This is a genomic window from Vibrio sp. E150_011, assembly GCF_053544015.1.
Window position 1 is genome coordinate 31,346 of the sequence record NZ_JBHFOL010000015.1, and the last position, 12,905, is coordinate 44,250.

At 43.7% G+C, this 12,905-nt stretch carries 12 protein-coding genes; 9 read left to right on the plus strand and 3 right to left on the minus strand.

Going from position 1 to position 12,905, the window contains the following annotated elements; all coding sequences use genetic code 11:
- Window positions 1-79 precede the first annotated feature (79 nt).
- Window positions 80-2,122, plus strand: a complete 2,043-nt coding sequence (gene prlC / locus ACE1OE_RS18870) for an oligopeptidase A (RefSeq protein ID WP_449211946.1) — start codon at window positions 80-82, stop codon at window positions 2,120-2,122.
- A 132-nt stretch (window positions 2,123-2,254) separates the two neighbouring features.
- Here the strand turns inward: prlC and asnC are convergent, their stop codons facing one another.
- Window positions 2,255-2,716, minus strand: coding sequence for a transcriptional regulator AsnC (asnC, locus tag ACE1OE_RS18875; protein WP_102470861.1), 462 nt, complete (start codon window positions 2,714-2,716; stop codon window positions 2,255-2,257).
- 157 nt (window positions 2,717-2,873) lie between these two features.
- Between asnC and ACE1OE_RS18880 the strand changes: the two genes are divergently transcribed.
- Both ACE1OE_RS18880 and ACE1OE_RS18885 read left to right on the plus strand, forming a co-directional pair.
- The gene (locus tag ACE1OE_RS18880) at window positions 2,874-3,653 is read left to right on the plus strand and encodes a class I SAM-dependent methyltransferase (RefSeq protein ID WP_449211947.1); all 780 of its coding nucleotides are present in this window, start codon (window positions 2,874-2,876) and stop codon (window positions 3,651-3,653) included.
- A 158-nt stretch (window positions 3,654-3,811) separates the two neighbouring features.
- A complete protein-coding gene (locus ACE1OE_RS18885; RefSeq protein WP_449211948.1) occupies window positions 3,812-4,309 on the plus strand; it encodes a hypothetical protein in 498 nt (165 codons plus the stop codon).
- A 26-nt stretch (window positions 4,310-4,335) separates the two neighbouring features.
- Here the strand turns inward: ACE1OE_RS18885 and ACE1OE_RS18890 are convergent, their stop codons facing one another.
- The gene (locus ACE1OE_RS18890) at window positions 4,336-5,217 is read right to left on the minus strand and encodes a carboxylate/amino acid/amine transporter (RefSeq protein ID WP_102470864.1); all 882 of its coding nucleotides are present in this window, start codon (window positions 5,215-5,217) and stop codon (window positions 4,336-4,338) included.
- Between the two features lie 107 nt (window positions 5,218-5,324).
- Complete coding sequence (locus tag ACE1OE_RS18895; RefSeq protein ID WP_102470865.1) at window positions 5,325-5,750, minus strand: universal stress protein; 426 nt, start codon at window positions 5,748-5,750, stop codon at window positions 5,325-5,327.
- Between the two features lie 278 nt (window positions 5,751-6,028).
- On the opposite strand from ACE1OE_RS18895, the gene ftnA reads away from it, so the two are divergent.
- The 6 genes from ftnA to ACE1OE_RS18925 all read left to right on the plus strand — a co-directional run bounded on the left by ftnA (window position 6,029) and on the right by ACE1OE_RS18925 (window position 12,877).
- Complete coding sequence (gene ftnA, locus ACE1OE_RS18900; protein WP_102470866.1) at window positions 6,029-6,556, plus strand: non-heme ferritin; 528 nt, start codon at window positions 6,029-6,031, stop codon at window positions 6,554-6,556.
- 72 nt (window positions 6,557-6,628) lie between these two features.
- Window positions 6,629-6,952: a universal stress protein UspB gene (gene uspB, locus ACE1OE_RS18905; RefSeq protein ID WP_102470867.1), complete on the plus strand. Its 324-nt coding sequence runs from the start codon at window positions 6,629-6,631 to the stop codon at window positions 6,950-6,952.
- A gap of 223 nt (window positions 6,953-7,175) precedes the next feature.
- Complete coding sequence (locus ACE1OE_RS18910) at window positions 7,176-8,378, plus strand: BaiN/RdsA family NAD(P)/FAD-dependent oxidoreductase (RefSeq protein ID WP_102470868.1); 1,203 nt, start codon at window positions 7,176-7,178, stop codon at window positions 8,376-8,378.
- Window positions 8,379-8,680: 302 nt separating this feature from the next.
- Window positions 8,681-9,337, plus strand: a complete 657-nt coding sequence (locus tag ACE1OE_RS18915; protein ID WP_449211949.1) for a TnsA endonuclease N-terminal domain-containing protein — start codon at window positions 8,681-8,683, stop codon at window positions 9,335-9,337.
- On the plus strand, window positions 9,324-11,456 hold the full coding sequence (locus ACE1OE_RS18920) for a transposase (protein WP_449211950.1): 2,133 nt from the start codon (window positions 9,324-9,326) through the stop codon (window positions 11,454-11,456). Before ACE1OE_RS18915 ends, ACE1OE_RS18920 begins: the two co-directional genes overlap by 14 nt.
- Entirely contained in the window at window positions 11,453-12,877 is a 1,425-nt protein-coding gene (locus tag ACE1OE_RS18925; protein WP_449211951.1) for an ATP-binding protein, read from the plus strand. The genes ACE1OE_RS18920 and ACE1OE_RS18925 overlap by 4 nt, the downstream gene beginning before the upstream one ends.
- Window positions 12,878-12,905: the final 28 nt, after the last annotated feature.

Genomic DNA, 12,905 nt, shown 5'->3' on the forward strand with positions numbered 1-12,905 from the left:
ATTAATTACGCTCACTTATCTCGCTCGTTAAGGGACGAGACAAGGTGAAGGAACCCAATCTATTCAAAAGGGATGCTGCATGTCTAATCCGTTAATCAGCTTTACTGACTTACCTCCTTTTTCACAAATTAAGCCAGAACACGTTAAACCGGCGGTTGAGCAAGCTATCGAGGCATGCCGTCAAAAGATCGATCAAGTGCTGACTGAAAACGACTCGCCAACGTGGGATACGATCATTGCACCGATTGATGAAATTGACGATCGTTTGAGCCGCATTTGGTCTCCGGTGAGTCATATGAACTCAGTGATGAACAGCGATGAGTTACGTGATGCCTATGAAAGCTGCCTGCCGATTTTGTCCGAATATGGCACCTGGGTTGGCCAGCACAAAGGGCTGTACGACGCGTACAAAACCATTAAAGCCAGTGATGAGTATCAAACACTGACTCAGGCACAAAAGAAAACAATCCAAGATTCATTACGTGATTTTGAATTGTCGGGTATCGGTCTGCCTGCCGACGAACAGCATCGCTATGGTGAAATCAGCAAGCGCATGTCTGAGCTGGGCTCTCAGTTCTCAAACAACGTGCTCGATGCCACCATGGGATGGAACAAACATGTGACCGATGTGACTGAGCTGGCGGGTATGCCGGAGTCAGCGTTGGCAGCGGCACAAGCCTCCGCGGAAGCTAAAGAGCTGGATGGTTATCTATTGACGCTTGATATACCTTCTTATCTGCCAGTGATGACTTACTGTGATAACGAAGCGCTGCGTAAAGAGTTGTATGAAGCCTATGTAACGCGAGCGTCAGATCGCGGTCCAACCGCGGGCCAGTGGGATAATACAGAGATTATTTCTGAGCAGTTAAAGCTGCGCCATGAGATTGCTCGTTTGCTTGGCTTTAACTCATTCAGCGAAAAATCCCTATCGACAAAAATGGCGGAAAACCCAGGGCAAGTATTGGGTTTCCTCAATGATCTAGCGATTAAAGCGAAGCCGCAAGGTGAGCGCGAAGTTGAAGAGTTGCGTCTGTTTGCTGAGAAAGAATGCGGCGTGACTCAGTTGAACTTATGGGATATCGCTTACTACAGCGAGAAGCAAAAACAAAACTTGTTCAAGTTCTCCGATGAAGAATTGCGCCCTTACTTCCCTGAAGCGAAAGTGGTCAGTGGTTTGTTTGAAGTCCTAAACCGTGTCTTTGGTATGTGCATTACCGAACGAGAAGGGGTGGATACCTGGCATGATTCTGTGCGTTTCTTTGACATCTTCGATGCATCAAATACATTACGTGGTAGTTTTTATCTTGATCTTTATGCGCGTGAGCATAAGCGTGGTGGTGCTTGGATGGACGAGTGTCGAGTGCGCCGCACCGATTTATCGGGTGAGTTGCAGACCCCCGTTGCCTATCTAACATGTAACTTTAATAAGCCTGTTGGTGATAAACCGGCTCTGTTTACCCATGATGAAGTCGTGACGTTATTCCACGAAACCGGTCACGGTATCCATCATATGCTGACGAAAATTGAAACCGGTGCGGTGTCTGGTATCAATGGTGTGCCTTGGGACGCGGTAGAACTACCAAGCCAATTCCTAGAGAACTGGTGTTGGGAAGAGGAAGCGTTGGCATTTATTTCCGGTCATTTTGAAACAGGCGAACCACTGCCTAAAGAGATGCTTGATAAGATGCTGGCGGCTAAGAACTTCCAGTCAGCCATGTTTATCCTTCGTCAGCTTGAGTTTGGCCTATTTGATTTCACTCTGCACACAGAATATGACCCAGAAATTGGTGCACGTGTTCTAGAAACCTTAGCAAACGTGAAATCAAAAGTGGGCGTATTGCCAAGCTTAGAGTGGAATCGTTTCTCTCATAGCTTTAGCCATATCTTTGCTGGTGGCTATAGCGCGGGTTACTACAGTTACTTATGGGCTGAAGTCCTGTCATCCGATGCTTATTCTCGATTCGAAGAAGAAGGTATTTTTAACAAAGAAACGGGCCAAAGCTTCTTGAACAATATTCTTGAGATGGGCGGCAGTGAAGAGCCGATGGAGCTGTTTAAACGCTTCCGTGGTCGTGAGCCACAAATCGATGCGCTATTACGCCACTCCGGTATCAGTGCTTAAACCGGTTCGCTAAAAACATGAAGCCTCTCAAATGAGAGGCTTTTTTATGCGAGCAAGGTATTGAACCCATTGTCTGTCTGTATTGTGGCTTTTTAGAGATCAAGCCAACCACAACTAAACATACGTTAGCGCTTAAGGATCAACATTTCGGCTAATCGGATTTTGCAAAGAGATCAGGGTTTCCGTCGATTGCACTTCATTGATTGCTTGTAGTTTATTGATCAGTACGTGTTGTAGTTCTTCAATGGAACGACACATTAGCTTGACGAAAATGTTGTACGCCCCAGTGGTGTAATAGGCCTCAACGACCTCATCGAGAGCGTCGAGCTTTTCCAAAGCTGAGTGGTAATCACGAGCCGCGTACAGATTTATACCGATAAAACAGCACACGTCATACCCTAACTTCTTAGTATTGACGACAACCTCGGTGCCTTCAATAATGCCAGCGGCTTTCATTTTCTCAATACGAACGTGGATAGTCGCGGGACTTACGTCAAAATTCTTAGCCATTTCCGCATATGGGCGGCGAGCGTCTTCCATCAGTGTTTTCAGAATTGCCTTATCGAGGTCATCTAACCCATTGACGCTGTGCATATTGAGTCCTTAATCGTTGTCGGTCATCGAGAGCAAAATAGGCTGTAGAGCTTAGCACTAAAATGTTGGAGTCGTCTGCGAGTGGATCACGCTTATTGGTAGAGCGATCGACTTCATGTACACTTGCCTCGTTATCTAAGACCTTTCGGAGCTGACCTTGCACATCCAACTTATCTGTGAACATACCCCTCGTCAAAGCGAACTGAACCAGCTGGCACAACGCTGGGGATTAGACGCCTCTGACGGCAGTGAGTTTGCCTTAGTGCTGACGGAGGATCGACTCGAATTACGTAAATTGGATGAACCAAAGCTTGGTGCCATTTTCGTTGATTTGGCGAGTGGTGCAGTGGCGCATCGTCGTAAGTTTGGCGGTGGGAAAGGGCAAGCCATAGCGAAAGCTGCGGGTCTCAACAAAGGGGCAACGCCCGTTGTTCTTGATGGTACAGCAGGGTTGGGCCGCGACGCGTTCGTTCTGGCGTCATTAGGTTGCAAGGTTCAAATGGTTGAAAGACACCCTGTTGTGGCCGCCTTATTAGATGATGGTCTTGCCAGAGCAAAGCAAGACCCAGAGATCGGTGCTTGGGTGTCAGAGCGTATGACTCTGATTCACGCTTCTAGCTTAGATGCGCTACAACAGTTGGCGGATGACGCCGATTTTGAGCAGCCAGACGTCGTGTATTTAGACCCGATGTATCCTCATCCAGAGAGTAAGAAAAAAAGCGCGCTAGTAAAAAAAGAGATGCGTGTTTTTCAATCTTTAGTCGGCGCAGATATGGACGCCGATGGTTTATTAGCTCCGGCATTATGCTTGGCTAAAAAGCGTGTTGTGGTTAAGCGTCCGGACTATGCCAATTGGCTCGATGAGAAAAAACCGACAATGGCTATTGAGACGAAAAAAAATCGTTTTGATGTTTATGTTAATGCATCAATGAGTTAAGCCAAGTCGCCCTTATTTTGTTACTCAAATTCTCCATGTAACGTACGTAAGTTACTTGTAACGAGTGCTAATTGGATGTATATCTAACTAAGAATCATTACTATTCGTTTTGATGAAAACGTAAAGTAATTGAGCGTAACTGTTAGTTGGAGGGTTGTATGGCCAAGCGCCTGTGTAAATTTAATCGTCATGAGATCAGTGCGAACCTAGGTGATATCCATCGCCTTGTCGCCGAACCCAAATTTCTGTGTCGTTCATGCTCTCGCTCTTCTTCTGACCGTTCAACACTTTGTAAGCCTGCTGCTATTCCACCGGTGAGTTGCCAAGAAAAACCCGTCGAAGAAAAAATTAAATGTGGGCTATTGCTCGAGAGCATTAAACCAGAGGGAATTATCCCTAAACAAACCGTCGTGGAGAAGCAGCCAGAAGCACAAGTTGTGATGTTCCATGAGCCCGAATCACTCAATAAGAAGGCGCTGAAGCGAGCAAGTAAGGCCCTGAAGAAACAAACCAAAATGCAGAAAAAGCTGCAGAAAATTATACGTAAAAGCCAAAAGTTGGCACGTAAACAAAGTAAGCTTGAGCAAAAATACCATCTTGCTGAAGTCGTGGCAGATAAGCAGTTAGAAAAAGTGCAGCCAGAACAGCTGCACTAATGGCACATTAAGCCGTAATCCATCGCCTAAGATTGATTACGGTATTGAGCTTCGGCTCGAGGTTTGACCCACAGTTCATTCACGACCAATGACAATAAAATAATCCCACCACCAATGAGTAATTTTGGAATATCGACATCGCGATTCCAAATCACAATGTTGACAATCAACCCAGCGGGTACCAATAAGTTGTTCATCACCGCTAATGCGCCAGCATTTACAGAGCATGCCCCCTTATTCCAGATAAAGTAACCAAGTCCCGAGGCAATCGTGCCTAAGTAAATCAAAATACCCCATTGCGTCGCCGTTGTTGGCAGCTTATCAAGGCTACCAAAGAGCATAAAAGCAATGCCTGCCACCACGGTGGCACCAAGATAAAAATACCCAAAAACGGAATGCTGCGGCAGTTCCGTTGGCTCATGCTCCATGACATATTTGTAGCTCACCTGCCCGATAGCAAAGCAAAGGTTCGCGCCCTGTACGACCAAAAAACCAAACAAAAAGTTTTCGTTCACGCCGGCAAACTTGATAAACGCCGCACCACAAACGGCAATAACCGCTGTCACTAGGAACCACGGTGAAAAACGGCCTTTGAGGAGGTCATAAAATAGGGTGACGTAGATAGGAGTAAACACCGTAAATAATAAGACCTCTGGGACGGAGAGCAGTAAAAATGACTGATAATAAAAGCAGTACATTAACCCCAGTTGAATTCCCCCGATCGCCATGAGCTTCACCATGAGTCGCTTTGGAACTTGTTTAAACTTAGTGAACGGTAAAAAGACAACGGCGGCCAGTACAACACGCATCAGTACAGAAAACCAAGAATCAACCTGACCGGCGAGATAGACGCCGATCAAACTAAATGAAAATGCCCAAAGAAGGGTAACGGAATAAAGGTAACTCATAGCAATAAATAAGGGATGGTTTGAATGGGATGATGATTATATCACCATAAAACAACGTAAGTGGGCGGATAAGAAAGGCCTCCTATCGGAAGCCTTCGGTGGTGGACTTAATCTTTTATGGGAACGACGAGTAGGTCGACTGGTGTGGTGTTGATTAACTGTCGTGTTGACGACAAAATCTTGCTCCAAAAATCCTGATGATGCCCACAGACGACTAGGTCGACGCTGAACTCCCCGATGGTGTCTCTCAGTTCATTGCTGAGATCACCACTACCAACTAATGAATGTTTGATTGGGTAGTTAGCGTAATCGGCAAACGCTTTTAACTGGCTCATGGACGCTTCCATGGCTTGATGCTGAGTTTCAGCCATATTGAGATCAATCAAACCCGTATATAGTTCAGCGTAATTCACATCAATATGAATAAAAGATACCTGAGCATCGAGTGGCTTGGCTAGGGATACGGCTTTATCTATGAGCAACTTGCTTTCTTCTGAGAGATCCAATGCGACCAAGATATGTTTATAACTCATCACGTACTCCTCCTGACGTAAGTTCTAATAAAAACATAGCATTTTATCGATTAAAAATGTGTAGGAATGATCCCAATTCATTGTCGTGACGTAATGAACTCCCGAGTATTTTCTCAACATCAAGACAAGAAAATGTGAGCAAAATCGCTCAAGTTTTCTAAAATAAAAATAAGAACACAGAGTATCACTCAGTAGTAAGAGTCGATGGATGAAGCAATACTCCAAGAAATGTTATGTTATAGTGGCGTTAATTGAAGCTACCAAACTAGGAGTAGAGCATGCTGTCAGAAGCAATGGTTGAACATCTAAATGAGCAAATAAACCTCGAATTTTTCTCATCCAACCTATACTTACAAATGAGTGCTTGGTGTGAAGACAAGGGATTTGACGGAGCAGCGGAATTTTTGCGTAAGCATGCTGTAGAAGAGATGGAGCATATGCAGCGTCTTTTTACTTACGTAAGTGAAACTGGAGCGCTACCAATTTTAGGTTCTATTGCTGCCCCTAAACATACCTTTACCAGTTTAGGTGATGTCTTCCGTGAGACGTATGAACATGAGCAAATGATTACAGAGCAAATCAACAAGCTCGCTCATGTTGCTTTCACAGCCCAAGATTACTCAACGTTTAATTTTCTTCAGTGGTATGTTGCTGAGCAACACGAAGAAGAGAAACTGTTTAAAGGGATTTTAGATAAGCTAGAACTGGTTGGTGAGAATGGGCAAGCTTTGTTCTTCATCGACAAAGATTTAGCAACGTTAGCAAAAGAAGGTTCTTCTTCCATTATGGGTGCCTCAGCTGAGTAACCTCAGCGGGATATAAAGTCGATTGGTCGTCTTTTTCTCTTAGGCATTCTTGGAAGATGTAGGGAGGGAAAGATGATCAGTGGCGACACTATTCTATTAGCATTAATGCTCATTACTTCGGTTAACATGGCGAGGTATTTGAGTGCACTACGCTCACTCATATTTGTTATGCGAGAGGCACACCCATTACTTTACCAGCAAGTAGATGGACGTGGTTTTTTCACAACACATGGCAACATGACCAAGCAGGTCCGCTTGTATTCCTATCTCAAAACTAAGGAATACTACCATCATCATGACGAAATATTTATTTCTAAATGCAATCGCGTGCGAGAGCTATTTGTCCTGTCGTGTGCGTTGGTTGGCGTGTCATTGTTCGCAGCAATTTTATTGTAGTGAACACGTCATGGTAGGCTTTAAAGCGAGCCAAGACGTGAACTAAGCGGAATCATATTTTGTGCAATGGCTTTTTGCACCGAGGTCTGTTTGGGCCGGGGAATCGTGAAAGATTGCAATACCAGAAAGACTCGCTACAATGGCGAGCAATAAGAGATAAGGATGTGCTTTGGCACATCCTTTTTTGTTGATTCTATTTTTTGTGTGTCGGTAGAGTGTAGATATGAGCAATAAATTTGATGTGGTTGTGATTGGCGCTGGCGCTGCTGGTTTGATGTGCGCAGCGGAAGCAGGAAAGCGTGGTCGTCGTGTACTTGTGCTGGATCATGCTAAAAAGCCAGGTCGGAAAATTCTCATCTCTGGTGGTGGTAAATGCAATTTTACCAACTACGATGTGACACCGAGTAATTTCCTATGTCAAAACGAACACTTCGTTAAGTCGGCTTTATCGCAATATACCCATTGGGATTTTATCTCGTTGGTGAGTAAGTACGGTATCGAATTTGAAGAGCGCGATCACGGCCAATTGTTTTGCCTAGATTCAGCCAAAGACATTGTAAAAATGCTACTCAGCGAATGTGATCAGCCGACCATCGATTTTCAGTATCAAACAGAGATTCATTCGATAGCTCAAACTGAGGATGGCTTTTCCTTGCATGCGGATAGTGCGAATGCAGGAAATAAAGTGATTGAGTGTGACTCGTTGGTGATTGCAACCGGTGGTTTGTCGATGCCTAAACTTGGAGCAAGCCCGTTTGGTTACAAAGTGGCGGAGCAGTTTGGTTTAGAGGTGATCGCAACCACTGCCGGTTTGGTGCCATTTACGCTACACAAAGAAGACAAAGAAGATTTCGCAGAGCTGTCTGGTATTGCCATTCCTGCTGAAATTACAGCCCTCGATGGCACCGTTTTTAAAGAGGCCTTGTTGTTTACGCATCGCGGTCTATCAGGACCATCAGTATTACAAATATCTTCATTTTGGAAGCCGGGTCAACCGCTTACTGTCAACCTTGTTCCTGATGCTGATGTTAACGACTTACTGACATCGACACGTGAAAGTCATCCCAACCAAAGCCTAAAGAACACCCTAGCTCGAGTGCTACCCAAGCGATTAGTAGAGGTGTTGATTGAAAGAAAAGTGTTGGTGGATAAGCCATTAAAACAGCTGAACCCTAAAGATATGACGGCTATTACACGTCAGCTAGAACAATGGAAAATAGCCCCCAATGGCACGGAGGGGTACCGTACTGCTGAGGTCACATTAGGGGGGGTGAATACCGATCATCTATCGTCTAAAACCATGGCATGCAAATCGGTTCCTGGGTTGTACTTTATCGGCGAGGTCATGGATGTTACCGGCTGGCTAGGTGGGTATAACTTCCAATGGTGCTGGTCATCTGGATTTGTGGCGGGCCAACACGTTTAAGTTGTGTAGAAACAATAAAGTTCGCCCGTAAGCAATAAAGTTTGCCCGTAAGAGCATTTTGAGACAATAAAGTTTGCCCGTAGTGACTCCTGTTACTATGATTAGAGTAGGCAAACTTTGTTGGATTTAGTATGGGGCGTAGCCGAAAAATCGAGTCGTTGGATGATTATCAACGGCACTTAAAGAACAAATACGGTATAGGCCAAGGCGTCAACTACAAGCCTTGGCTTAGGATTCAGGATGTAAAATCTAAAGGTAAACGCTCACTGATTTATGGTAGGAAATCTCAAAGAGACCATCATATGATGTCCTCAATAGAAAGTGAGCACTTTTATCTTGCTGAGTTTTCGAGCCGTGTAGTTGATATCAGAGAGCAATTTCCTCTCTTCCCTCTAAATTTTACGCAGAAAGTTGCTAAAACCCTTGGGGTTAAACACCCTACCCACCCTGATACGAAAGAGCCGATTATCATGACAACGGATCAGTTGCTCACGATAGACTCTCCTCAAGGCACTACATATCATGCAGTTTCTGTAAAACCTGAAGATGACTCGGGTGATCTACGCGTCCTTGAAAAAATAGATATTGAGCGAGTTTGTTGGGAATTGCTTGGTGTTAAGTTTAGTTATTTTACGGGAAATGAACTAACGAGAGTTCAAAGCGGTAATCTTCACTGGGCTACATCCCCTTTTCGCGAGAACCCGAAGGTCTTTTCCTGTGATCAGGTTGATTGCGCTCTCTCTGTTTTGGCGACAGGGCAGTACTTTATTGAAGATCTATGTAATCAGCTAATCTCAATGAACATAACATCTAATGATGATGCTTTATTGTTAATTCGCTTCCTCATAGCCGATAAACTTATTGATGTTGACCTATCAACTAACATCTCTGAATCTGGGCTTATTAATGTGAAGTATGTAGCTGAACAACCAGGAGGTATTTTATATGGAGCTTCCTAGAAATAGCGTTTGGAATGTGAATGATTCGGATCTGCTTGAAGATGGGCTCTATCGTTTGTTGGAAATCATGCAGGATATTGAGTCCGTCATTTTATTCTCGTTAGAAGTTGCAACGGTAAGACCTATAGCTGTTTCACTAGAAGGTTTCATTGAGCTCGTTTCTAGCCGTAAAGCTAAAAAAGACCGCTATGAATTGCCAGCTTACCTTTTAGTTGATGAAGAGAATGTTCCGGTTGAACATATTGAGCGCCGAGATAAAAATTATAATTTAATTAAAGGTGTTATATCAGATAGTACTTTTCTTTTTGATTATGCGACGAAGAAGCGCTCACCTCAACTTGCTGAATATTCAAAAAAAATTAATGTTGACCGCAAGACTTTAGCTCGACTACTTTCTCAATTTTGGCGAAATGGGCAGGACAAAATGGGCCTGTTACCCGCATTTTCGAAAAGCGGGGCTTCTGGGCGAGAGCGGACTCCAACAACGACACCACTAGGTGCACCGAAACAACCAAGAACTATAGCTGTTGATAGAGCTGCTAAGTATATTGTGAGTGATGATGACAAAAATAAATTCAAAAGAGCGTTAAAAAAATACTACCTTAAAGAGTCAGGTCTGACACTAGCAAAAACCTATGGCAACTTGCTCAAAGATAGCTATTCAAATGAGATAAATTTGGCTGAGGCCTGCGGTAGGCCGCCTTTAGTCCCAACCCCAAAGCAGTTTAGTTACTGGCGAACAAAACTATTTAGTAAAGAAGAAATAATCAAGCAACGAACGTCAGAGAACGACTTCCTCAGAAATAAAAGAGGGGCTTTGGGTAGCATTACAGATCGAAGCTATCTGCCTGGTGTTCACTTTGAAATTGATGCAACCGTTGCTGATGTGCATATCGTATCTGAACTTGGATCTCAGTATGTTTTAGGGCGACCGACGATATATATCGTAGCTGACAGAGCGAGTCGAATGATAGTTGGTATGCATGTATCGCTCTATCATGCTTCTTGGCGTGCAGCACGGCAGGCATTAGCTAATAGTTTTTTACCCAAATCTACATACTGCCAAAGCTTTGGCGTAGATATAGAGGATTCAGAGTGGCCTTGTGCTCATATTCCTAAAGAGTTGGTCTGTGATAATGGCGAAATGATTGGAGTCCAACCAAAGAAAGCGTTGACTCCAATGACGCAATTATCATTTACTCCCCCATATAGGCCTGATTGTAAAGGGGTAGTAGAGAAACGATTTGATATTATCAATAAAGAAGTACTTCATGAGTTACTTGGTACAACGAGAGGTGGGCAGGTTGTACGAGGTAGTCGAGATCCTAGAAAAGATGCGATCTATACACTTAAGGAAGTTACGGCTGAAATAATAAAAGCGGTACTGGAGCATAACCGTTCAATTCTTGATGGTTTAGCCTTTTCTAGCCCTTTACTCATTGAGAATGACCTATCTCCGACCCCTCTTAACTACTGGAAAATACACCTCGCAAAGCATAGGCATGAGCTTAAGTCAGCTAATAGTGATGAAGTTATAGCGAGATTGTTGCCGTCAGCCGAAGTCAGCATGACTCGAAGCGGAATATATTTTAATGGTATGTATTATACATGTTCAGAAGTTGAAGAACTTAATTTGGCATCGGTCGCTAGGTCATCTGGGCGCTGGAGACTAGAGGCGCGTATTGATGAAAATACAACGAATTACATCTATGTTCGCTTAGATAAAAACAAGGAGTTCATTAGGTGTAACTTGTTGCCTAGAAGTCGAATGTTGGGTGATAAGTCTATGTATGAATCTGACTTTATACAGGATTGGCTTGATACTAAGAAAGAGTTAACACCAATATCAACGACCTCAATTGACGACCATAAACATCGCCAGGAAGTAACCCGACAAGCAAAGAAAAGAAGCAAAGATGCAGAGAAGGTCTCTTTTAGGGATAAAACTGCTAATACTCGTCAACGTCGAAAAGAAGAGCTAGAAGCCACCACCAATATGATTGCATCAACTTCTGAACCTTCAACCATTAACAAAGAGTCTGCTCCCTTACCTACCGGTAACAAAGTAGTTCCATTACCCAAAGGCCCTAAAAGAAGAACGAGTCGAGGTAAGTCATGAGAACTGAGCCTGCAGTGTACCAAGATGCAATTCTTCCTGAGCATCGGGGTAATCCGATAATAGAGGCCCTCCCAGCTAAAAAAGCTTGGGTAACTGTTATGGAAGATTTTAGTAATTACCCAGATTTGTCGGAAGAAATCGCTGATCATCCTGATCCATTAGTTCGTGATGAGTACCTAAATCGTATTGAAGAGATTAGGCAGCCACTGGCTGACTATGAAGCATGTTTCCGCGCTGTTGAAAGAGCCATAAAAAAGGGTTATTCGGCCAAAAACCCATTGAGTCCTACAACTGCTCAATATTTGCATTATTTGGTTGATGAGAGACCAGATATTGAACCGAGAACAGGGTATTTTCAACCCAAAGGAGATGGACTGACTCTTATTGGTGAAAGTGGTGTTGGTAAAACTTCAATGGTGGAGCAAGTATTAAGCTACTTCCCGAATGTTATTGAGCATGAGTTATATCAAGGGCAACCATTAGAGCTTAGGAAGCAAGTTGTGTGGATTAAAGTGGATTGTCCGAGTAATTCAAGCGTTAGGGACTTGTGTGAAGAGATATTATCGACATTAGATCTAACTCTTGATAGGGAAAAAACAACGCCAGCAGGAACGATAGGTGCTTTGGTTCGGCAGTTAGAGCAGTGCATGAAATCAAGTTTTATTGGCATGCTCGTTATTGATGAAATGCAGAACCTAAAGTTCAAGCGAACAGGTGGAGAAAATAACTTATTAAGATTTTTACACCGATTGATGAATAAATTGGGTGTTCCACTTTTCTTCGTAGCAAATCCTCCGTTCGATCAATCCTTAATAAAAGAACTTAAGGCAGCCCGTCGTGCTGAAAGTGGCTATCACCACACTATGTCTGTATTAGGTCGGGACAGTGTTTCATGGAACGCGTTTATAGATCAGTTATGGCAATACCAATGGACAAATGTTTATACGGAGCTTACGGAAGAGCTTAATGATGCACTTCATGCACTTTCGGTTGGTAATATTGATATGGCGAGCCGCACTTACCGAGAAGCACAAAGGTTAGTTATTGGCGGTGATGATGAGCGTATTACGCCTGCAACGTTAGAATCAGGTAATGCTGTTGCATGCGGGCTTTCAAGACAAACTGAAGAAGTGAATGATCTCAAAGTGGCTATTTCGCTCCCCAAGGGTAGGAAACGTAGTACTCGGAGTATAGAAAACCCAGTGGTAAAAACTGTCGATAAAACAGGTGATATCACCAAACCACAGCATCCAGAGTTTGCTTCTAAGCTTATTGAATTAGTTGAAGCTGTTGATTTAAATGCTCGAATTGATGACCCTGACCTGTTCCAGCAAGCAGCTGGGTTAGAGGACCCTATGCGTTACCTAAGATCCCGAGAAATCGTTCTTGACGATCCACTCTCAGAACTCGCCTATAGTTAATTAATAGGTCTTATCTAAACAGGAGGTT

What these genes read in the sequence shown, in the direction of transcription:
- prlC (WP_449211946.1), top strand. Translation starts at nt 80, where the DNA reads ATGTCTAATCCGTTAATCAGCTTTACTGACTTACCTCCTTTTTCACAA.
- ACE1OE_RS18890 (WP_102470864.1), bottom strand. Translation starts at nt 5,217, where the DNA reads ATGAGTTACCTTTATTCCGTTACCCTTCTTTGGGCATTTTCATTTAGT.
- ACE1OE_RS18895 (WP_102470865.1), bottom strand. Translation starts at nt 5,750, where the DNA reads ATGAGTTATAAACATATCTTGGTCGCATTGGATCTCTCAGAAGAAAGC.
- ACE1OE_RS18925 (WP_449211951.1), top strand. Translation starts at nt 11,453, where the DNA reads ATGAGAACTGAGCCTGCAGTGTACCAAGATGCAATTCTTCCTGAGCAT.
- uspB (WP_102470867.1), top strand. Translation starts at nt 6,629, where the DNA reads ATGATCAGTGGCGACACTATTCTATTAGCATTAATGCTCATTACTTCG.
- asnC (WP_102470861.1), bottom strand. Translation starts at nt 2,716, where the DNA reads ATGCACAGCGTCAATGGGTTAGATGACCTCGATAAGGCAATTCTGAAA.
- ACE1OE_RS18920 (WP_449211950.1), top strand. Translation starts at nt 9,324, where the DNA reads ATGGAGCTTCCTAGAAATAGCGTTTGGAATGTGAATGATTCGGATCTG.
- ACE1OE_RS18910 (WP_102470868.1), top strand. Translation starts at nt 7,176, where the DNA reads ATGAGCAATAAATTTGATGTGGTTGTGATTGGCGCTGGCGCTGCTGGT.
- ACE1OE_RS18885 (WP_449211948.1), top strand. Translation starts at nt 3,812, where the DNA reads ATGGCCAAGCGCCTGTGTAAATTTAATCGTCATGAGATCAGTGCGAAC.
- ftnA (WP_102470866.1), top strand. Translation starts at nt 6,029, where the DNA reads ATGCTGTCAGAAGCAATGGTTGAACATCTAAATGAGCAAATAAACCTC.
- ACE1OE_RS18915 (WP_449211949.1), top strand. Translation starts at nt 8,681, where the DNA reads ATGATGTCCTCAATAGAAAGTGAGCACTTTTATCTTGCTGAGTTTTCG.